The sequence below is a fragment of the Rhizobium sp. MHM7A genome (genome assembly GCF_005862215.1).
Taxonomy (GTDB): Bacteria; Pseudomonadota; Alphaproteobacteria; order Rhizobiales; family Rhizobiaceae; genus Rhizobium; species Rhizobium bangladeshense.
Genome location: NZ_VCHT01000004.1, coordinates 87,023 through 108,181 on the forward strand (window position 1 = coordinate 87,023; position 21,159 = coordinate 108,181).

At 60.4% G+C, this 21,159-nt stretch carries 20 protein-coding genes and 1 tRNA gene; 16 read left to right on the top strand and 5 right to left on the bottom strand.

The window, feature by feature from the left end:
- Positions 1-37: 37 nt before the first annotated feature.
- From tatB to FFR93_RS16615, 6 genes are all read left to right on the top strand, one after another.
- Positions 38-655, top strand: coding sequence for a Sec-independent protein translocase protein TatB (gene tatB / locus FFR93_RS16590; protein ID WP_138394040.1), 618 nt, complete (start codon positions 38-40; stop codon positions 653-655).
- Entirely contained in the window at positions 652-1,479 is an 828-nt protein-coding gene (tatC, locus tag FFR93_RS16595) for a twin-arginine translocase subunit TatC (RefSeq protein ID WP_138394041.1), read from the top strand. The genes tatB and tatC overlap by 4 nt, the downstream gene beginning before the upstream one ends.
- Before the next feature lie 90 nt (positions 1,480-1,569).
- The gene (gene serS / locus FFR93_RS16600) at positions 1,570-2,853 is read left to right on the top strand and encodes a serine--tRNA ligase (RefSeq protein ID WP_138394042.1); all 1,284 of its coding nucleotides are present in this window, start codon (positions 1,570-1,572) and stop codon (positions 2,851-2,853) included.
- Between the two features lie 4 nt (positions 2,854-2,857).
- Positions 2,858-3,631, top strand: coding sequence for a 5'/3'-nucleotidase SurE (gene surE, locus FFR93_RS16605; protein WP_064709122.1), 774 nt, complete (start codon positions 2,858-2,860; stop codon positions 3,629-3,631).
- Positions 3,628-4,281 carry a protein-L-isoaspartate(D-aspartate) O-methyltransferase gene (locus FFR93_RS16610; protein WP_064709121.1) on the top strand — a complete coding sequence of 218 codons (654 nt, stop codon included), beginning with the start codon at positions 3,628-3,630 and terminating at the stop codon, positions 4,279-4,281. The genes surE and FFR93_RS16610 overlap by 4 nt, the downstream gene beginning before the upstream one ends.
- Before the next feature lie 186 nt (positions 4,282-4,467).
- Complete coding sequence (locus FFR93_RS16615; protein WP_138394043.1) at positions 4,468-6,072, top strand: peptidoglycan DD-metalloendopeptidase family protein; 1,605 nt, start codon at positions 4,468-4,470, stop codon at positions 6,070-6,072.
- 90 nt (positions 6,073-6,162) lie between these two features.
- On the opposite strand, the gene FFR93_RS16620 is transcribed toward FFR93_RS16615, so the two are convergent.
- Complete coding sequence (locus FFR93_RS16620) at positions 6,163-7,035, bottom strand: ATP-binding protein (RefSeq protein WP_138394044.1); 873 nt, start codon at positions 7,033-7,035, stop codon at positions 6,163-6,165.
- 206 nt (positions 7,036-7,241) lie between these two features.
- Between FFR93_RS16620 and yajC the strand changes: the two genes are divergently transcribed.
- The 5 genes from yajC to FFR93_RS16645 all read left to right on the top strand — a co-directional run bounded on the left by yajC (position 7,242) and on the right by FFR93_RS16645 (position 11,964).
- Positions 7,242-7,589, top strand: coding sequence for a preprotein translocase subunit YajC (yajC, locus tag FFR93_RS16625; protein WP_138394045.1), 348 nt, complete (start codon positions 7,242-7,244; stop codon positions 7,587-7,589).
- A 44-nt stretch (positions 7,590-7,633) separates the two neighbouring features.
- A complete protein-coding gene (gene secDF / locus FFR93_RS16630; protein WP_138394046.1) occupies positions 7,634-10,174 on the top strand; it encodes a protein translocase subunit SecDF in 2,541 nt (846 codons plus the stop codon).
- Positions 10,175-10,178: 4 nt separating this feature from the next.
- Positions 10,179-10,565, top strand: a complete 387-nt coding sequence (locus FFR93_RS16635; protein WP_138394047.1) for an Mth938-like domain-containing protein — start codon at positions 10,179-10,181, stop codon at positions 10,563-10,565.
- 2 nt (positions 10,566-10,567) lie between these two features.
- Positions 10,568-11,425, top strand: coding sequence for a phytoene/squalene synthase family protein (locus FFR93_RS16640; protein ID WP_064709116.1), 858 nt, complete (start codon positions 10,568-10,570; stop codon positions 11,423-11,425).
- A gap of 71 nt (positions 11,426-11,496) precedes the next feature.
- Positions 11,497-11,964 (top strand): hypothetical protein, encoded by a 468-nt coding sequence (locus tag FFR93_RS16645; protein WP_138394048.1) that lies wholly within the window; start codon positions 11,497-11,499, stop codon positions 11,962-11,964.
- Between the two features lie 6 nt (positions 11,965-11,970).
- Here the strand turns inward: FFR93_RS16645 and trmFO are convergent, their stop codons facing one another.
- The 3 genes from trmFO to FFR93_RS16660 all read right to left on the bottom strand — a co-directional run bounded on the left by trmFO (position 11,971) and on the right by FFR93_RS16660 (position 14,098).
- A complete protein-coding gene (gene trmFO, locus FFR93_RS16650; RefSeq protein ID WP_138394049.1) occupies positions 11,971-13,404 on the bottom strand; it encodes a methylenetetrahydrofolate--tRNA-(uracil(54)-C(5))-methyltransferase (FADH(2)-oxidizing) TrmFO in 1,434 nt (477 codons plus the stop codon).
- Between the two features lie 104 nt (positions 13,405-13,508).
- Positions 13,509-13,652, bottom strand: coding sequence for a DUF1127 domain-containing protein (locus FFR93_RS16655; RefSeq protein ID WP_004678841.1), 144 nt, complete (start codon positions 13,650-13,652; stop codon positions 13,509-13,511).
- 299 nt (positions 13,653-13,951) lie between these two features.
- Entirely contained in the window at positions 13,952-14,098 is a 147-nt protein-coding gene (locus FFR93_RS16660) for a DUF1127 domain-containing protein (protein WP_004678838.1), read from the bottom strand.
- Positions 14,099-14,984: 886 nt separating this feature from the next.
- Between FFR93_RS16660 and FFR93_RS16665 the strand changes: the two genes are divergently transcribed.
- From FFR93_RS16665 to FFR93_RS16685, 5 genes are all read left to right on the top strand, one after another.
- Positions 14,985-16,079: a DUF2157 domain-containing protein gene (locus FFR93_RS16665; RefSeq protein ID WP_138394050.1), complete on the top strand. Its 1,095-nt coding sequence runs from the start codon at positions 14,985-14,987 to the stop codon at positions 16,077-16,079.
- Positions 16,076-16,666, top strand: a complete 591-nt coding sequence (locus FFR93_RS16670; RefSeq protein WP_064709112.1) for a GDYXXLXY domain-containing protein — start codon at positions 16,076-16,078, stop codon at positions 16,664-16,666. The genes FFR93_RS16665 and FFR93_RS16670 overlap by 4 nt, the downstream gene beginning before the upstream one ends.
- A 152-nt stretch (positions 16,667-16,818) precedes the next feature.
- A tRNA-Leu gene (locus FFR93_RS16675) sits at positions 16,819-16,903 on the top strand.
- Between the two features lie 203 nt (positions 16,904-17,106).
- The gene (tig, locus tag FFR93_RS16680) at positions 17,107-18,594 is read left to right on the top strand and encodes a trigger factor (RefSeq protein ID WP_138394051.1); all 1,488 of its coding nucleotides are present in this window, start codon (positions 17,107-17,109) and stop codon (positions 18,592-18,594) included.
- Between the two features lie 166 nt (positions 18,595-18,760).
- Positions 18,761-19,186 (top strand): nuclear transport factor 2 family protein, encoded by a 426-nt coding sequence (locus tag FFR93_RS16685; protein ID WP_064709110.1) that lies wholly within the window; start codon positions 18,761-18,763, stop codon positions 19,184-19,186.
- A gap of 52 nt (positions 19,187-19,238) precedes the next feature.
- On the opposite strand, the gene FFR93_RS16690 is transcribed toward FFR93_RS16685, so the two are convergent.
- On the bottom strand, positions 19,239-21,014 hold the full coding sequence (locus FFR93_RS16690) for a radical SAM protein (RefSeq protein WP_138394052.1): 1,776 nt from the start codon (positions 21,012-21,014) through the stop codon (positions 19,239-19,241).
- Between the last annotated feature and the right edge of the window lie 145 nt (positions 21,015-21,159).

Genomic DNA, 21,159 nt, shown 5'->3' on the forward strand with positions numbered 1-21,159 from the left:
AAGCGCAGCCCCCGCGCTTCCCGTCCAGGAGCCTTGCATGTTGGATATAGGCTGGACCGAACTGTTGGTTATCGCGGTCGTGCTGATCGTCGTTGTCGGTCCGAAGGATTTGCCGCCGATGCTGCGCGCTTTCGGCAAGATGACGCAGCGCGCCCGCAAGATGGCGGGTGAATTCCGTACCCAGTTCGATGAAGCGCTACGTGAATCTGAGCTTGACGATGTCCGCCAGACGATCGGCGACGCACAAAAGCTCAATCCGGTGAACAGCCTGCGCGAGGCGATGAACCCTCTTCGCCAGATGGGCAACGAGATCAAGGCTGACCTGCAGAAGGCGACGGTGGCTTCGGAAAATAAGACCGAGGTGCCGCCGGCTGCCGTCTCGGCCCCGACGCCGTCAATGAGCCTACCCGAAACCCCGCCGCTGGTGCCGGTGACCACACCCGCATCGGAACCCGTCGCCGCAGCGGCTCTCCAGGCCGATACGGTCGCCGAGAAGCCGAAGGCCGTGCGCAAGCCGCGCGCCAAGGCTGTCGATAAGACCGATGCCGCTTCCGCCATTGCGGCGCCCGTGGAAAGGCCAAAGCGCACGGTGGTGGCCAGGAAACCTGCAACGCCCCGGAAGCCGGCGCAGACGAAGAAGAAGGACGAGGCATGAGCGGTGATATCGAAGACAAGCCGCAGCCGTTGATTGAGCACCTGATGGAGCTGCGTACGCGGCTGATGTGGTCGATCGGCGCGTTCTTTATTGCCTTCATCGTGTGCTTCTTTTTCGCCAAGCACATCTTCAACTACCTGGTCTATCCCTATAAGCTCGCTGTCAGCTGGGCCAACCTCGATGTCGAGAAGGCGCAGCTCATCTACACCGCGCCGCAGGAATTCTTCTTCACGCAGGTCAAGGTCGCCATGTTCGGTGGCCTTGTCATCGCTTTTCCGATCATCGCGGCCCAGATCTACAAGTTCGTCGCTCCAGGCCTCTACAAGAATGAACGGGCGGCCTTCCTGCCGTTCCTGATCGCTTCCCCACTTCTGTTCCTCTTGGGCGCCGCGTTAGTCTATTTCTTCTTCACGCCGATGGTCATGTGGTTCTTCCTGTCGATGCAGCAGGCGCCGGGCCAAGACGAGGTAGCAATCTCGCTTCTGCCGAAGGTGTCGGAATATCTGAGCCTGATCATGACGCTGGTCTTCTCCTTCGGCCTCGTCTTCCAGCTGCCTGTTGTCACGACACTACTTGCCCGTGTCGGCCTGCTGACGTCGGAATGGCTCGCCGAAAAGCGTAAATTCGCCATCGTGCTCGCCTTCGTCGTTGCTGCCGTGCTGACGCCGCCGGATCCCTTGTCCCAGATCGGTCTTGCGATACCGGCAATCCTTCTCTACGAGATTTCCATTTACGCGGCACGACTCGTGGAGCGTCAGCGTTCCCAACGGGCACTTGACGAGGCTTCTGGTTCCTCTGACGTCGCCAAGACGGACAGTGTCTGAGCGGTTCCTGACTTTCCCCTGAGGTCTGCCGTTTCCTGTCCGGTCGGTTTCTCCGGCCGGTCATTTCTATTGCAACGAGTTGGAACGACGATGCTCGATATCAAATGGATCCGTGAGAATCCCGAAGCGCTCGATGCCGCCCTTGCCAAGCGCGGTGCGGAACCTCTGGCCCAAAGTCTCGTCGCCCTCGATGAAAAGCGCCGCTCTGCTGTGCAGAAAGCGCAGGATATGCTGTCGCGCCGCAACCTTGCCTCTAAGGAAATCGGCGCGGCGATGGCCCAGAAGAACGGCGAACTCGCCGAGAAGCTGAAGGCCGAGGTGGCCGAACTGAAGACCCTGCTGCCTGCGATCGAGGAGGAAGAACGGCAACTGACGGCCGAACTCAACGACGCGCTTTCGCGCGTCCCGAATGTCCCCTTCGACGATGTTCCGGTCGGCAAGGACGAGCACGACAATGTCGTCACCCGTGTCGTCGGCGAAAAGCCGCGCTGGAACCACACGCCGAAAGAGCACTTCGAAATCGGTGAGGCGCTCGGCTATATGGACTTTGAGCGCGCTGCCAAGCTGTCCGGTGCGCGCTTCACAGTTCTGACAGGACCGCTCGCCAGGCTCGAACGGGCGCTCGGCCAATTCATGATCGATCTCCACACAAGCGAGCACGGCTATACCGAAGTCAGCTCGCCGCTGATGGTCCGCGCTGAAGCGCTGTTCGGCACGGGCAACCTGCCGAAGTTCGAAGAGGATCTCTTCAAGACGACGGATAGCCGCTATCTCATTCCGACCGCGGAGGTGACGCTGACCAATCTGGTGCGCGAGGAAATCCTCGACCAGGAAAAGCTGCCGCTGCGTTTCACGGCGCTGACCCCATCCTTCCGGTCGGAAGCGGGCTCTGCCGGTCGTGACACCCGCGGCATGCTGCGCCAGCACCAGTTCTGGAAATGCGAACTTGTCTCGATCACCGACGCCGAGAGCTCGATCGCCGAGCATGAGAGGATGACCGCCTGCGCGGAGGAGGTGCTGAAGCGCCTCGGGCTGCATTTCCGCACGGTGACCCTTTGCACCGGCGATATGGGCTTTGGCTCGCGCAAGACCTACGATCTCGAAGTATGGCTCCCGGGGCAGAATGCCTACCGGGAAATCTCTTCCTGCTCTGTCTGCGGCGATTTCCAGGCCCGGCGAATGAATGCGCGCTATCGCGGCAAGGACGACAAGAGCAACAAGTTCGTCCACACGCTGAACGGTTCCGGCACCGCCGTCGGCCGCTGCCTAATCGCCGTCCTCGAAAATTATCTGAATGAAGACGGCACCGTCACGATTCCGGACGTTTTGCTGCCTTATATGGGCGGAATGACCAAGATCGAACGGGCGGCCTGAGGCGATGCGCATCCTGCTCACGAATGACGATGGCATCCACGCCGAAGGCCTTGCTGCGCTGGAGCGGATCGCCCGTACACTGTCCGACGATGTCTGGATCGTGGCGCCGGAAACCGATCAGAGCGGCCTGGCGCATTCGTTGAGCCTGTCCGAGCCGTTGCGGCTGCGCAAGATTTCCGACAAACATTTCGCGCTGCGCGGTACGCCGACCGACTGCGTCATCATGGGCATCAGGCAGGTGATGGACATCAAGCCCGATCTCGTTCTCTCCGGCGTCAATTCGGGTTCGAATGTTGCAGACGATGTGACCTATTCCGGCACGATCGCGGGCGCGATCGAGGGCACGATGCAGGGCGTGCGATCCTTTGCACTGAGCCAGGCCTATCTCTATGAGGACGGCGCGCGCATCGTCCCCTGGGAGGTGTGCGAAACGCATGCGCCGGCACTTCTGGAAAAGCTGATGGTGCTGGACCTGCCGGAGGGCACGTTCCTCAATCTCAACTTCCCGAACTGCCGTCCCGACGAGGTCGACGGCGCCGAGGTCACCATGCAGGGCAAGCTCGCCTTCAACCTGCAGGTCGACGCCCGCTCCGACGGCCGGGGATTTCCCTATTACTGGCTCAAGTTCGGCGAACGCGCCGGTGCCTTCGTCGAAGGTACCGATATCCACGCCTTGAAGCATAACAAGATTTCGGTAACGCCTTTGAAACTGGATTTGACCGATTATTCCGTGACGGACCGCGTGGCGCGGGCCCTAGGATACGGAGCACGGGTTTGACGGCAAGACTGGCGGAGAAGGAGGGCTTCGCGGCGCTCGTCCTCAGACTGCGCGCCGAAGGCATCTCCGATCTCGATCTGCTGACGGCGGTCGAGCAGACGCAGCGCTCGTTGTTCGTGCCGCCGCAATTTGCCGAGGACGCCTATTCCAGCCGGACGATACCGATCGAATGCGGCTCCTTCCTGGAAGGCATCGATTTTGTCGTTCGCATTCTGCATCACCTGAAACTCAAACCGGGGCAGCGCGTTCTGGAAGTCGGCACCGGCAGCGGCTTCACCGCCGCTGTCATGGGCCGTCTGGCCGAACGTGTTCTGTCGATCGATCGCTATAAGACGCTAACGACGGCTGCGCAGCGGCGCATGGAATCGCTCGGGCTGCGCAACGTCGTCATCCGCCAGGCCGACGGCAGCGCCGGCATGCAAGGTGAGGGCACTTTCGACCGTATTCTGGTAACCGCTGCATTCAATGCTATGCCGCGCTTTTATAGCGACCAGCTCGTTTCCGGTGGTTCGATGATTGCCCCGCTGATGATTTCCGAGAACGAGTGTCGCATGGTACGGCTGACGAAAACCGGCAGCCGTTTCGAACGCGAAGAACTGTTCGAAGCCCCTTATCTGCCGATCGTACCGCGACTCGCCTCGCTGCTGTAGATGCGCGGTTCGAAAGCTGGCACGCATCCTTTGGCACCATGTTCCAGACACTGCGATTTTTCACCCGTAAGCTATGGTTATCAACTTCTCAAAAATATCGCACTGATTCCAGCGTCTTAACCACGTGGTAATACTAACGCGTTTTAATAGACTCACAAATGGTTGCGTTCTCAGTGGGTCGAGTCAATGCGTTTCAGTCTTTCGCCGAAGTTCGGTAAGTCGGCCGGTAATCTCCTGGTTGTTGGCCTGCTGGCGAGTGCCGCAACGGGCTGCAGTTCCGATGTGACACGGTTCGGCGGCTTGTTTTCCTCCTCGGGGCAGGATCAGATTACCACAAGTTCCATTCCGCGCGGCGGTCGGCAAGGTGATCCGGTGCCGCGCGCCGATCTCGGCGGCCCCGTTGTCGCCAGTCAGTCGGGTTACGGCGGCGGCAATGCTGCGCTGAATCAACCCTATCCGGCGCGCCCCGGGTACGATCCGGTCCCGACGTCGAGCGCCCGCATGGCTTCCTCGCCCGTCTCGATACAGCGCTCCGAACTTGCGGCTCCAACGGCTGCTGCGCCATCCCGCCAGCGGGAGAGAGAAGTCGCGCTCGCCCAGCCTTTCCCGGCTTCGGCGCAGCCTGAAACGGCGCGGCTCGTAGCGCCCGCTGCTCCGAAGCCGGCGCCCGATTCTCTGACGACGGGTACGACGCCGAAGATTTCCGGCTGGTCCGCGACCAACGCGCCTTCCGTCACGCTGCGTCCAGGTGAGAGCATTGCGACCTTATCCCGGCGCTTTGGTGTTCCGGAAAAGGAAATCCTGCGAGTCAATAACCTAAAGGTGGCTTCGGCGGCCAAGGCCGGCCAGGCAATCCTGATCCCGACTTTCAACGGTGGCAATGCCGCCAAGGCGGCTTCGCAGGCGGCCGATCTTTCCAAGCCCGGCAATATGCCAGACCCGGCCAAGGCTCCGGAACAGAAGGTCGCCGTCGTCCCGGGCGCCAATTCCGCACGGGACAAGACCATGGCGAGTGCCGATCCGACCGGCAAGCTTCCGGCTGGCGCTGGCAAGGACCCGAAGGCGTCTGCCGGCAGCTATGTCGTCAAGCAGGGCGATTCCCTGGCAAAGATCGCCAAGGCGACCGGCACTAACATCGACGATCTCAAGACTGCCAATAATCTTTCGGCGAATTCGCTGCGTATCGGCCAGGCTCTGAAAATCCCGAACGGCAGTGCCGACACGGTCAAGACCGCTTCCATCCCGGCTGAGAAGGTCGAGCCGAAACCGGGTGATCCGGCGCCCGCCCAGCAGACTGCGTCGGTTCAGACCGCGTCCGTTCAGCCTGCGCCCTACAAGGCGCCGGTCGCCACCCAGACCGTCGACGAGGTCGAGAAGAAGTCCGACGTCAGTTCCGACGCGCCGGAATCGACCGGCATCGGCAAATATCGCTGGCCGGTTCGCGGCCAGGTCATTGCCGCCTACGGCGCCAACGTCAACGGCAATCGCAACGACGGCATCGACATTTCGGTGCCGCAGGGCACGCCGATCAAGGCTGCCGAAAACGGCGTCGTCATCTATGCCGGCAACGGCCTGAAGGAACTCGGCAATACGGTTCTCGTCCGTCACGACGACGGCACCGTCACTGTCTACGGCAACGCCGACACGTTGAGCGTCGCCCGCGGTCAGAAGATCCAGCGCGGTCAGACCGTCGCCGTCTCGGGCATGAGCGGCGACGTCAAGCAGCCACAGGTCCATTTCGAAGTGCGCAAGGACGCGTCGCCGGTCAACCCGATGACTTTCCTGGAATAGGTAGAGCGTACCAGGGAGCGCAAAAGCCCGGCCACCAGCCGGGCTTTTGTCATTTTCGATCTCTTCGCATAGACTCCGATTCGGAGGCGCCTATGCCCGGTCGATATGAACGCGCAGACGTCCGGCGAGATCCTGGATATATTGCCAGGCGACGCGGCCGGAGCGCGCGCCGCGCGTCGTTGCCCATTCCAGCGCCTCGGCATGCATCTTATTGCGGTCGAGGCCAAGCTTGAAGTGATCGGCATAGCCGTCGATCATGCCGAGATAGTCTTCCTGGCTGCATTTATGAAAGCCGAGCCAAAGACCGAAGCGATCGGACAGCGAGACCTTTTCCTCGACGGCTTCAGATGGATTGATGGCCGTCGACTGTTCGTTTTCCATCATGTGACGCGGCAGAAGATGGCGCCGATTCGACGTGGCGTAGAAGAGCACATTGTCAGGCCGTCCCTCGACGCCGCCGTCGAGTGCAGCCTTCAGCGACTTGTAGGCGGTGTCGTCATGATCGAAGGAGAGGTCGTCGCAGAAGACGATCACACGGTACGGCGTGTCCTTCAGGAGGTCGAGCAGGTTGGGCAGGCTGGCAATATCCTCGCGATGTACCTCGACCAGTTTCAACGGGACGCCGCTTTCGCGCCTGACATCCTCATGCACCGCCTTGACCAGCGATGATTTGCCCATGCCGCGCGCGCCCCAGAGCAGCACGTTATTGGCGACATAACCCTCGGCGAAGCGCACCGTATTCTCATGCAGGATATCGCGCACGTGGTCGACGCCGCGGATGAGCTTCAGCGCCACCCGATTCGGCTTCTTCACCGGCTGCAGATGCTGACGCGACGGCGCCCAAATGAAACAGTCGGCCGCATTCCACTCATTGACGGCAGGTGCCGGCCCGGCTAGACGCTGCACGGCATCAGCGAGCCTTTTCAGCTCGGCAAGCAGGGCGGTGTTGATTTCCTCGGTCATCGCAAGCCTCCTGATTTCTCGCTGCGGCAAGCCGCTTTGATCTTTCGATGCCGCCTACCATGGCCTTTTCCCGGCCGAAAGGTTATGAGGCAGCGGAATCGGTACTCTTTCCGGCTGTTTCTGTTGCATTCATCCAAGCTGCAACTATAGTCCGGCAACCTGAAAAAGCAGGCGGAGTTCCGCCGTAGAAGCCTGAGGAGTTTAGCATGTTCATCACCCCGGCATTCGCCCAGACTGCGACCGATACCGCAACAGGATTCGGCGGTTCCGGTTTCGAAATGATCATCCTTTTCGTGCCGCTTATGGTCGTCTGGTACTTCCTGCTGATCCGGCCGCAACGGGCGCAGGCAAAGAAGCGCGAGGAAACCTTGAAGTCCATTCGCCGCGGCGATCAGATCGTGACGGGCGGTGGTCTCGTCGGCAAGGTGACCAAGGTCGTCGACGACAAGGAAGTCGAAGTCGAAATTGCTGAAGGCGTGCGCGTGCGCATTGTTCGCAGCGGCATTTCGGACGTTCGCGTCAAGGGTGAGCCTGTCAAAGCCGACGCGGCGTAACAAGCGATAACGGCGAAGAGCCGGATCGGAAGATCGTCGAGAGAATGTTGCATTTTTCCCGCTGGAAAACACTTCTGATTTGGCTGGTCGCCCTTGCGGCCATCATCATCGCTGCGCCCAATCTGCTCGGCGAGGCGCAGCGTTCCTCTCTGCCGGGATGGTTGCGAAACAGCCGCGTCACGCTCGGTCTCGACCTGCAGGGCGGCTCGCATATCGTCCTAAAGGTCGAGCGTTCCGATATCGTCAAGGACCGCTTGGAAGAGGCGGTCGCCAAAGTGCGCAACGCGTTGCGGGGCGCCGGCATTCGCTATACCGGCCTGACCGGCAACGGCCAGACCGTCACTGTCCGGGTTACCGATCTGGCCGAGACGCAAAAGGCGGTCGATCTGCTGAAGCCTCTGACCATGGCCGGCGAGCAGTCGGAGCCTGGGATTTCGCTGCAGCAGGGCGCGGAGGGACAGCTTTCGCTGCAGATTTCCGACGCCGGCATTGCCGCCGACATTGCCTCCGCCTGCGGCCGCTCGCTCGATATTGTCGGCCGCCGCCTGGCGCAATCGGGCTACGATCATTTCCTCCTCCGCCCCGATGGCGACGACCGGATCGTCGTCCAGGTGCTGGGATCGGTCGATGCCGAGCGGGTGAAAAACATCCTGAACCAGCGGGCCAAGCTTTCCTTTCATCTCCTCGACGAAAGCATATCCGGACAGGAGGCTCTGAGCGGCCGCTGGCCGGCCACTTCCGAGGTGCTTTATTCGCTCGACGATCCGCCGGTTCCTTATCTGGTCGACCGCATTGGATTCGTCACCGGCAGCAACATGGTCAATGTCGAGCCTGTCGTCGATCCGCAGACCCAGGATACCTCGATCGCCTATCGCCTTGATGCGGAAGGCACGCAGCGGCTGGCGCAGGCGACAACGCAAAATATCGGCAAGCACCTTGCCATCGTCTTTGACGACCAGGTGATGTCGGCGCCGGTCATCGATGCGGCGATCACCGACGGTGAGGGCCGGATTTCGGCAAACTTCTCAGAGGATGGCGTTCGCGATCTTGCGGTGATGTTGCGCGCCGGCGCCTTGCCGGCGACGCTGACGAGCGTCGAGGAGCGCAGCGTCAGCCCGAGCTTCGGCGCCGACTCCATCTTCTCCGGCCTGGTCGCCGGTCTCGTCGCAGTCGTGCTGGTCGCAGCATTGATGATCGCGCTCTACCGCATTCTCGGCGTCATCGCCGTCGTCTCGCTCGTCTTCAATCTGATCTTCATCGTCGCTGCGCTCAGCCTTGCCGGCGCGACACTGACTTTGCCCGGTATTGCGGGCATCGTGCTTATTGTCGGCATGGCGGTCGATGCCAACGTGCTGATCTATGAGCGCATACGCGAAGAGCAAAGAGCCAGCCCCTCCTTTGAGCAGGCCGTCGGCCGCGGCTTTTCGCGCGCTTTCGCAACGATCATTGACGCGAATGCCACGATCTTCATCGCCGCCATCATTCTCCTCTTCCTCGGCAGCGAATCCATTCGCGGTTTCGCAGTCACGCTGGCGGTCGGCATTGCGACGACCGTCATCACTGCTTTCACGCTGACGCGCTCGATTGTCGCCGCCTGGCTGAAAGCGCGCCATCCCAGGCATCTGCCGAAGAGCGTTCTCGCGCATCTTTTCGAGCACGCCAATGTGCGTTTCATGGGGATCCGCCGTTACGTCTTCACCGCGTCGGCAGTGATCTCGCTGATCGCCATGGCGGCATTTGCCACCGTTGGCCTGCAGCTCGGTATCGATTTCACGGGCGGCTCGCTCATCGAGGTGACGGCGAAGCAGGGCAGTGCCGACATCGCCGACCTCAGATTGCGTCTGGATGATCTCAATCTTGGCGAGGTCAGCGTCGAGCCTACGGGCGGGCGATCGAATGCGCGGATTCGCATCGCGTCGCAGGGCGGCGGCGAGAACGCCGAGCAATCGGCGGCCACGCTGGTGCGCGGCGAACTCGAGGCCGATTACGATTTTCGCCGCGTCGAGGTTGTCGGTCCCGCCATCTCGGGCGAATTGACGATGATGGCGACGCTCGGTGTCGCAGCCGCACTCTCGGCCATTCTGATCTACATCTGGATCCGCTTCGAATGGCAGTTCGCAGTCGGCGCCATCATTGCCACGCTGCACGACGTCATCATCATGCTCGGTCTCTTCGTGCTGACCGGCATCGAGTTTAACCTGACGAGCATCGCAGCCATGCTGACGATCGTCGGTTATTCACTGAACGACACGGTCGTCGTCTATGACCGGATGCGCGAGAATCTTCAACGATACAGGAAGATGCCGCTGCCGATCCTGATCGACGCCTCGATCAATCAGACATTGTCGCGCACCGTCCTGACCGCGGCGACGACGCTGCTTGCGCTGCTTGCGCTGTATCTGTTCGGCGGCGACGTCATCCGCTCCTTCTCCTTTGCGATGCTCTTCGGAGTCGCTCTCGGCACTTTCTCTTCGATCTACATCGCTGCTCCCGTATTGATCGTCTTCCGGCTGCGGCAGGAAGGTCCTGACGAAGAAGAGAGCAACAAGACGGATGCCGGTGTAAGATCCGGCACGGTGGTTTGAAAATATGGCAAAAGGCATAGAAATCCGCGCGGCGCATTTTCCCGGCCGGGCTCCGATCGACACATACGGCAATGGCGGTTTCCGTTTTGCCGACATGTCGCATCGCGGCTCGATCCTTTGCCTGCCCTCCGGCATTCACGGTTGGGACATGGATATGTCGAAGCCGCTGTCGCTTGAAAATTTCCGCCGCGTGCTGGAAGAGGCAGCTGAAATTGAGGTTCTGCTCGTCGGTACGGGAACCGAGCTTCGCCGTCTGCCCGACGAATTGAAGCAGGCGCTGAAGACGCGCGGCATCTCTTCCGATCCGATGAGCACGGGTGCCGCGGTGCGCACCTTCAACATTATGCTTTCGGAGCAGCGCGCCGTCGCAGCGGCATTGATTGCGGTCTGACGATGGCTGACGCGAAAATAGCGACCAACCAGGACATCTGCCTGGCGATGCTGCGCGACAATGATCGCGACCGCTATCTCGCCTGTCTCTTGTCGCCGGAGGAGAAGCGCGGTGCGCTAGCGGCCCTTTACGCGTTCAATGCGGAACTCGCCCGCATCCGAGACCTGGTGCATGAGCCGCTGCCTGGCGAGGTGCGCATGCAATACTGGCGCGACCTGCTGGAAGGCAATGCGCATGGCTCGACGGCGGCCAATCCCGTCGCCGCGGCGCTTCTGACGGCGATAGAGGCCCATCGCCTGCCGCGCAAGACGCTGGTTGACATGATCGACGCCCGCACCTTCGACCTCTATGACGATCCGATGGAGACGCGGGTCTCGCTTGAAGGTTATGCCGGCGAAACGGCCTCCGCGCTGATCCAGCTCGCAAGCCTCGTGCTTTCGCCGGAGGAGGCTCCGCGATCGGCGGATGCCGCCGGCCATGCAGGCGTCGCACAAGCGATTGCCGGGCTGTTGCTGCTGATGCCGCTGCATCGCCGCCGCGGCCAGATCTATATTCCGCTGCAGATCCTTTCCGCCACCGGACTTAACCGCGACGCCTTCCTCGCCGGCGAAGACCGGCCGCGCATCTCCGCCGCCATCGAGGCCTTTGCCGGCCTCGGCCTTGAGCATCTGGCAAAGGCGAGAGGGGCAGGGTCGATTCCGCCAGCTCTGTTCCCTGCCTTCCTGCCCGCGACCCTGGCCGAACCGGTGCTCCTCAAGGCGCAGAGGCGGGGGGCTTTCCTGTTCGACCGGCCGCTGCAGTCGCCGCAATGGCGCCGCCAACTTAGAATGGCGCTGGCGGCAGCCCGCAGGAAAATCTGACACAGGTCAAATTCGCGCAAGTCTCGCGCGCTACAAGACCCTCAACACGATCCTTTGAACGGAGACTCGGCGTGGGCATTATCGTCTGGTGCGTTCTTTTCGCCATCGTCATCTTCTTTGCTTTCGTGGCAACACGAATGGCTGCGCAAAACAAGGAGGACAGTCTGCACGACACGGGACTGGCCATCATCGAGTTCGGCCGTGCCTTTCCCAACGAGGCGATCCGCCAGCTGCAGGCGACGAAAAACGGTCAGGCGATCTTCGTGCGCCTGCACGACAACAAGGCCGGCCTCATGCGCAACATGGCGCGCCATTTCTCCTGCCATCTGATCGAGCCCGGCCGTGTGCGTGTCGCAAGCTCGGAGACCGGCAGGGGGTTGGAAATAGAATTTCTAGATGCGCACAGCCACAACGGCAAATTCGAGTTCGCTTCAGCGAAGGAGGCTTCTGAAGTTGCGCTCTGGCTGCTCGGCAACTATATCGCCGAGCCGGATAAGGACCTGGCATCCGGCAATATTTCGGCAGCCAACAAGCAATAGAACAGCTCAGGCGCTTTCGGCAAACGTCGGCGTCTGACCGAGCCAGGCGGCGCAGTCTGCAAGCGCACGACGTGCGATCAACTGCCGCTTCATGATCGTTTTGTCCTTGCCGCGGAAGCGCTTGACGCCCTCGGGTTTGACGATTGAGCCGGGCTCAAGCTCTGGAAATAGCCCGAAATTGATGTTCATCGGCTGAAACGAGCGCTTGCCCGGTTCCTCGTCGGTGACGATGTGCCCGCCAGTGATATGGCCGAGCAGCGAACCGAGGGCTGTCGTAGCCGGCGGCAACAAGATCGCCTCGCCCTTACGTTCGGCGGCTGCGAAACGCCCCGCCATCAACCCGACGCTGGCACTTTCCACATAACCCTCGCAGCCGGTGATCTGGCCGGCAAAGCGCAAGCCTAGCCGCGATTTCAGCGTCAGCGACGGGTCCAGCAATGTGGGAGAATTGATATAGGTGTTGCGATGCAAGCCGCCGAGGCGGGCGAATTCCGCATTTTCCAGCCCTGGAATCATCCGGAAGATTTCCGCCTGCGCGCCGTATTTCAATTTCGTCTGGAAACCGACCATGTTGTAGAGCGTTCCGAGCGCGTTGTCCTGCCGCAACTGCACGACCGCATAGGCCTTTACGGTTGGGTTATGCGCGTTCGTCAGTCCCATCGGCTTCATCGGCCCGTGGCGCAGTGTCTCGCGACCGCGTTCAGCCATGACCTCGATCGGCAGGCAGCCGTCGAAATAAGGCGTGCCTTCCCATTCCTTGAAACCGACCGAGTCCCCCGATATCAGCGCATCGACGAAAGCATTGTACTGCGCTTCGTCCATCGGGCAGTTGATGTAATCCTTGCCCGTGCCGCCGGGGCCGACCTTGTCATAGCGCGACTGGTACCAGCAAATGTTCATGTCGATGCTGTCGCGGTAGACGATCGGCGCGATGGCATCGAAGAAAGCGAGCGAATCCTCGCCCGTTGCCGCCTGGATGGCGCTGGCGAGCGACGGCGCCGTCAGGGGCCCGGTGGCGACGATGGCGAGATCCCAGTCGCTTGGCGGCAGGCCGGTGATCTCTTCACGCATGACTGTGATAAGAGGGTGGTCGTGGATGGCGCGGGTCACGGCATCCGAGAAGCCGTCGCGATCGACGGCGAGCGCACCGCCGGCCGGTACCTGGTGGCGGTCGGCAGCGGCCATGATCAGCGAGCCCGCCATGCGCATTTCCGCGTGGATGACGCCGACGGCATTGCTGGTCGCATCGTCGGAACGGAAGGAATTGGAGCAGACGAGCTCGGCCAGACCGTCGGTCTTGTGCGCATCCGTGCCGCGCACGCCGCGCATTTCATGCAGAATGACGGGAACGCCCGCACTGGCGATCTGCCAGGCGGCTTCCGAACCGGCAAGCCCGCCGCCGACAACGTGGATAGGGGAATAGGAGGAGATCGTGTTCATTCCGGGCTGATATCATGTCGGCGGGTGCGATCCAACACCCCGGAATCAAAAACGGCGCCCTGATGGCGCCGTCTTGAAGCATCGTGCCGTCACCAGGTCCGCAATTAGCGGAACGAGCGGGATGCGATGTTGCGGATGTCGTAGCGGCTAACGCCGATATCGGACAGGGTCTGGTTCGACAGGCTGCCGAGCTCGTTGAGCGTGCGGCGGTAGCTGAGCCAGCTTTTTGCAATGCGGATCGGGTTCATTGTCATCTTCCTCGAACAAATGTCCGCGGGACGGCGGGATCGCCTGTCTCTCTGCGGTTGATGTCTATATAGGCGATGTCGGTCCGATTGTGCAGTGCAAATAAGAGGCGTCTGCCATGCAATTGTGCACTACGATGCTCGCAAATTGAGCGGTGAATACTTTTTAAGCGAGCGAAAGAGCTGAGAAAACCGCAACCGGAGCGGCAGTGGATTGCTTGCAAAAGAAAACGCCCGCTGTGGTGCAGCGGGCGTTTAAATCATTGACGATCTGCTTGGAAGAAAGCAGCGACCGCCTTGAATTAGCGGGAGGAAGCCTCACGGGCAACGCGATGGATGTCCGAACGGTCGATGCCGAGGTCATGCAATTCGCGGTTGGTCATGCGACCGAGTTCCGTAACGGTCTGACGATACTTGCGCCAGTTGTTAAAAGAGCGAGTGATGTTCATGTTAAGCCCCTTTCCGAGGGTTTGATCTGCCAGCAGCCACCGATCGGCGCTGACCTCTATTTGATGGCTGGAATATATGTTGCGGCGCGAAGAACGAAAACAGCCAAGTTTTCAAGTCACCCATGCAAGCTGTGCAATGCTTTACACAATATTACCGCATTTTGATCAACGAATAGGCAAAAGAAATTGGTGGAAGATTCTACGTTTCTCGTGCTCACTCTCGTTGCGATAGGCAAAGCTGCCTCTCCGGCGGATCGAGTCGATGGAGTTTAGCGCCGAGGCGCCAAGCAGCTCATTTATCTCACGCCGCCGAAGCGAGTGATCGCGATACGGTGCCACGGCTTCATGCGGCGGCCGGCACGTCAGGTGGCCTCGCTTTGCGAGCAGCACTGCGGCGCCGATAACGATAAGTTGTTGAATCCCAGGTCGTCCATTCGTCAAATAAAACGCCCGCCGGGGGAGGATCCGGCGGGCGCATTATACTGACTGGCAACTGGGAGGAGGAGTGTTGCCAGTCTATCGCAGCGCGCTTGGGAGGAGGAGTGCGCAGCCGCGAATCTCGTCACGAACAAAAGCATCCGTGGGCGTCCGGAAAACCGGGCCGGGGCGCCATCCCCGTGCTTCGATAGATCGGTAAATAGTATGACTAATCATTTTTTTGCAGTGCAATAAATACATGAGAGGTATGCGAAAAGAGCATGCGTCTCCCTTTGTATGCTCATATTAGCGCTTCCGACGTTAACGGTCGGTTAACGTCTGACCCAAATTAGACCAATGAGGAATTTGCAGTCTATCGCCGGGATGGCGTTTGCGAAGCCGCCTGCTGCGGCTATAACGACGGAAGCCGAAGCGCCGGAACGAGCGTCACGGAAATGAGGAGTGAGGCATGTATCGCGGCAGATTGGAGCGGGATCTCTCGCTCTGGGTGGGAAAGGGGCTGATTGGAGAGGAAACCGCCGGCGCGCTTCTCGCCGAATATGATAGCCGCCCGGCAAGCTTCAGCCTCGGCCGGGTGCTGATGGCGCTGGCGGCGGTGCTGCTTGCCGCGGCCGTCTTGCTGGTCGTCGCGTCCAACTGGGAGGCCATTCCGCGCCTCGTCCGCGTCGGCGCTATCCTCACCCTGATTTGGATTGTACACATTGCCGCCGCCATGATGCTTGCCCGCGGTGCGACAGCGGCCGCAAGCGGGTTGCTGGTCATCGGGGCAATGAGCTTCGGTGGCGCCATCTCGCTGGTCGGGCAAATGTATCATCTCTCGGGCGACGAGCAGACCGTGATGTATCTCTGGTTCGCGATTGCCACGATCTCGGCGATCCTGTTCCGTTCGGGCGCCGTTGTCGTCGTCGCAAGCTTTCTCTCCTGGGCGTCGTTCGCCGTCTATCTCGAGAACCACGAGACGCATTGGATCGGGTTTGATCCCTGGATGGCGCCGATCATGGCGGTGATGACAATCGCGCTGGTGCGTTATACCGGTGCCGAGCGGGCCCGTCATCTCGCCTACTTGCTGCTGGTCGGCTGGCTCGCCTGGCTCTACACGCTTTATGAGGAGATCGCCGTGGCGCTCGCCTTCGCAATCGGCGGTATGGCGGCCTTCGCGCTGACGGCTTTGCCGCACCCTCGTATCGCTTCGCTGATGAGAAGTGCCGGCGCAGCGCCGGCTTTCTACAGCTTCCTCGTCGCCGTAATCGGCTTGCTGCTGCTGCATATCGAGATTGAGCAAGGCTGGCGGCTGGTGGTGCTCGGCGTGGCGACGCTCGCCGCTGCCGTGCTGGCGATCGCTCTACATGGCAGGGATAACGGCGCGGTGCGTTATCTCGCCTATACGACCTTTGCCGTGGAGATGCTCTATCTCGCCTCCGTCACCGTCGGCTCGATCCTCGGCACGTCGAGTCTCTTCCTGTTCTCCGGTCTCGTGGTGGCGCTCGTCGCCTGGCTCGTCATTCGTCTCGAGCGGCGCTTTTCGCGGGAGGCGCGCGCATGAGTTCGTTGATGGCTAGGCTGCAATCCGGCAAAGGATATCTGATTTCGGCGATCATCGTCGCCGGCTTGCAGTCGGTGATCCTCGGCACGATGATCCAGAGCCGTGCATCGATCCTCAGCAGCGGCGCTGAGGTCCTGCTGAAGACCGCCCCGGTTGACCCGCGGGATTTCCTGCGCGGTGATTATGTCGTGTTGAATTACGACATTTCCGCCGTGCCGGTGCAGACGGTCTCCGGCGGCATTCCCGCTGAACCCGGCGAACACACCCTGTGGGTCCGATTGAAGAGGCAGGTGGACGGTTTCTGGACGGTGAGCGAATCGTCTTTCCAGGCGCTGCCGCCGCAGCCGGAGACGGTGATCCTGCGCAGCCAGCCTTTCTATAGTGGCGGGCTCGCGGCCGGCGGCAGCATCCGCGTCGAATACGGCATCGAGCGCTATTACGTTCCGGAAGGTCAGGGCAAACCGATTGAGGAGGCACGCAATGATGGCAACGTCGCCATAGCGGTGCGGGTCTCGCCAGACGGAAGCGCGCAGATACGCAGCCTGCTCGTCGACGGCAAGCCGGTTTACGACGAACCGCTTTATTGATCTCTCAAGCCTTCGGGGGAGGGCGGCTTCTGGGCTTTGAAGACCCTGTCATTTGCCGTTCATTTTTCCTTTGCCTCGACCAAATCGGGTGATATAGAGACGCCGCGCTCCGGAAGGCCTCATGCGCAGGCATAGGCATGCGGTTTGTGAACGCGGGTATGGTGAAATTGGTAGACACGCCAGATTTAGGTTCTGGTGCCGCAAGGCGTGGGAGTTCAAGTCTCTCTACCCGCACCAGGCTGTTTGCAGGGGGAGACTAAGAACTTAGTTGTCCCCAATGACCGAAGGTTGTTCCGAATACTCGGAAGCGAGTGCCGTTCCCCATTTTGGCGGAATGATACAGGAATTGGGAAAAGCCACGCACGGCACGCTGCCGGCGTCGTGCTCATCGAAACGAACGGCGTCTGGGCACGGCCGCCAGGACATGAAGGTAGGAAGACATGCAGGTTATCGAAACGCTCGCTGAAGGGCTGAAGCGCGAAATCAAGGTCGTTATCCCGGCCAAGGACATGGAAGACAAGATGAATGAGCGTCTTGCCGACGTGAAGGACAAGGTCCGCATCAACGGCTTCCGTCCGGGCAAGGTTCCCGCTGCTCACCTGAAGAAGGTCTACGGCAAGTCGATCATGGCCGACCTCGTCAACGAGATCGTCCGCGAACAGCCCGCCGCCATCCTGTCCAGCCGCGGCGAAAAATCCGCCACGCAGCCGGAAATCGCCATGACTGAGGACAAGGACGAGGCCGACAAGATTCTCGCCGCCCAGCAGGATTTCGAATTCACGCTCTCCTACGAAGTGCTGCCGCCGATCGAACTGAGGTCCGTCAAGGGCATCAAGGTCACGCGCGAAGTCATCGATATCTCGGATGACGAAGTCAACGAGCAGGTCCTGAAGGTCGCCGAAAGCGCCCGCTCCTACGAGAGCAAGACCGGCAAGGCCGCCAACGGCGACCGCGTCACCATGGATTATGTCGGCAAGGTCGACGGCGAAGCTTTCGAAGGCGGCACCGATCAGGGCGCCGAGCTGGTAATCGGCTCCAACCGCTTCATCCCGGGCTTCGAAGATCAGCTCGTCGGCGTCAAGGCCGGCGAAGAGAAGACCATCACCGTGACCTTTCCGGCCGACTATCCGGCGAAGAACCTCGCCGGCAAGGAAGCAACCTTCGACATCACGGTCAAGGATGTTGCAGCGCCCGGCGCGGTCGAGATCAACGACGAACTCGCCTCCAAGCTCGGCATCGAATCCGCTGATCGCCTGAAGGAAATCGTCCGCGGCCAGATCGAATCGCAGTACGGCTCGCTGACCCGCCAGAAGCTGAAGCGCCAGATCCTCGACCAGCTGGACGAGATGTACAAGTTCGAGACCCCGGCTTCGCTCGTCGATGCCGAATTTAACGGCATCTGGAGCCAGGTGAACAACGACCTTGCTCAATCTGGCAAGACCTTCGAGGACGAAGACACGACCGAAGAGAAGGCGCGTGAGGAATACAAGACGCTCGCCGAGCGTCGCGTCCGCCTCGGCCTCGTTCTCTCCGAAATCGGCGAAAAGGCTGGCGTCGAAGTCACAGAAGACGAGATGCAGCGCGCGATCTACGATCAGCTGCGCCAGTATCCCGGCCAGGAAAAGCAGATACTCGAATTCTTCCGCAGCCAACCGGGTGCAGCCGCCTCGATCCGCGCACCGATCTTCGAAGAGAAGGTCATCGACCATCTGCTGACCGAAATCGACGTGACCGACAAGAAGGTGACGAAGGAAGAACTGCTCGCTGAGGAAGAAGGCGAAGCCAAGCCTGAGGCCAAGAAGGCCGCTCCGAAGAAGAAGGCGGCGGCCAAGGCCGAGGCTGCAGAGGCTGGCGAGGGCGAGGAAGCCGCCGCTCCAAAAAAGAAGGCTGCTCCGAAGAAGAAGGCTTCTGAGGACAGCGCCGAGTAATCGCCTTCCCGTTCTAGAATTTGAAGGCCCCGCCATCGCGCGGGGCCTTTTCTTTTTGGATTTATCAGGACAGCACATTTCCAACGTCGCCGTCGCATTATCAACAACAGATAGTTGTGATAAGGTACAATGAGGCAGATCTACCGAGTGGCGAGGGGGCTTGAAAATGACTGCAAAGCACGACCTGAAGAAGCTGGTGGAGGAAATCTACACTGTGCGTGATCGCGGCGATATTGAGGGTACGCTGGCGCTGCTCGGCGAGGATTGCACCTTTCGCATTGTCGGCAATACACGGCTGGCGCCTTTTTCGACTGAATCGGGCGGACCTCATGCCTTTCGCCAGGCAATATCGCAGCTCATCACTGCGTGGGATCTATCCAACGTCAGGACAGCCGGCATTTATGTGGACGAGGACGCGCAGGTGGTCTTTGCCCACCGCGATGGCGAGGTCAGGCATATCCCATCGGGCGTGACATTCCGTACGGAATTCGTCGACAAGTTCCATTTCAGGGATGGCAAGCCGGTCAAGATCGTCGAATTCCTCGACACGTTGCAAATGGCCGAGACGAGTCAGATGATCCAAGTCGCTTAAACGGCGGCGAAAAACATCCCATGTGAGGCACTTTAGCGAAAATGGCCACCGCTCAATTCGCGGTCCGTGTCAATTGCGCGACTTTCCTGACATGACTCACGGCTGCGGTTCCGCCTGATGTTTTGGTGAACAGGCTGAGCGTTTCTTCCTCATCATCCGCGACGGGTGTCAGCGCCTGATCCATATAGCTCTTCGACTTCGCATCTCTTGAGATCAGGAAGGCGGAGATCATCAGGCCGATGATCGTGCCGGCGAGCGAAGCATGTTTGCGGATGGTTTCCCTGGCAAAGCGCGGCCAGAAGATCAGCGGGTGTTCGCGCGGAAGCTCCGGACGTCGCTCCGACGGCGTCTTTAAGCGCATGAGGCCGCTTTGCAGCGGATGCACGTTTTCCAGCGGCACGGTCGTTGCGAAGGAGACGAGAACTTTCACAAGTCTTGCCAGCGGCACACCGGTCGCCACGGCGCGGCGCAGCAGCGTCTTCATATGGGCAGGCGAATAATAGAGCGACCAAGCCTCATGGTAGATGTCTTCCCATTCCTGCTTGCTCATTTTGGGGTGGGCGGTGCAGACATGCTCGACATCGTAGATGTTGAGATCGCCGTCCATCTCGACGCCCTTCTTCCACAGGACCTGATGGTCCTCCGAACCGGGCAGCGGCGTCAGGATGAAGAATTCGATGACGTCTAGCGGGAGCTCTTCCTGGATGATGGCAATGTCGCGCCGAATCGATTCCGGCGTGTCGGCGGGGAAGCCCAGAATATAGCCGGCAAGCGTCATGATGCCCTGCGCCTTCCAGGCGAGCAGCATCTTGCGGTATTCGGTGATTTTGTTCTGGTTCTTCTTGGCGGCGGTCAGATTGTCCGGATTGACGTTTTCAAGACCGATGAAGACGCGGGTGACGCCCGCGCGCTTGGATTTCTCGATGAAATTGGGAATTTTGTGGCAGAGCGTGTCGACCTGAATCATCAGGCCGAGCGGAATGCCATCCCGCTCCTTGAGCTCTATCAAGCGGTCAAAGATCGCCTCCCAATCCTTGTTGCGGGCGAAATTGTCGTCGGTGATGAAGAATTTATGGATGCCCTGCGCCCAGTTCATCCGCACCAGCTTCTCGACGTCGTCGGCAGAGCGGAAGCGCGACTTGCGTCCCTGCACATTGATGATGGTGCAGAACGAGCACTGATAGGGACAGCCGCGTCCGGCATCGAAACTCGTGCTGAGCCCGAGCGTACGCTGGATATTGTCCTTCGGCAGGAAGGGAACCGGCGTACCTCCGATGCCGGGAAGGTCGTTCATGAAATTATAGAGCGGCTTCAACTCGCCGGCGGCGGCGTCGCGCAGCACCATCTCCAGCCGCCCTTCGGCCTCGCCGGCGAACATCGAGATGCCCATGTCGCGGCAGGCATCGAGCCCGACCGCCGTGCCGTCGAGCATCGAAAGGCAACCGGACACATGGAAGCCGCCCATCGAAACAGGCAGGCCGGCATTGCGGAACGGGCGGGCGATATCGAGTGCGCGCGGATATTGATTGGACTGGACGCCAACCAGCGCGACCATGCCGAAATTGCCGTGGCGTCTGAACTGGGCGAGCAGCCGAGCGAAATCGATCCGCATATTGGTCTCGTCGAGTACCGTGATGTCGATCGCGACATCTGGCCCGAGCACTTTACGCTCGGCGCATTCGGCAGCGATACCGTAGAGAGCCGCAAGCGAATTGGACGGGATCATTGCCCGCCACCAGCGGATGACGTAGCCGTCATCGTCATAATGCGACGGCTTGATCAGGATGAGCTGAAAACGTCTGCGCGCGGCTTCCGAAGCATGGGACAAGAGTGTCTATCTTTCTTTAGAAACTTCTGCCCGGAGGCAAAACGGCGTTGATGGCACAAATCAGGCACGGCATATCAATGCGATTTATCAGAGTTCAAACTAAGGCGTAAAAATTCGAAACTGCGCGCTAAAGTTTCGCGCAGCA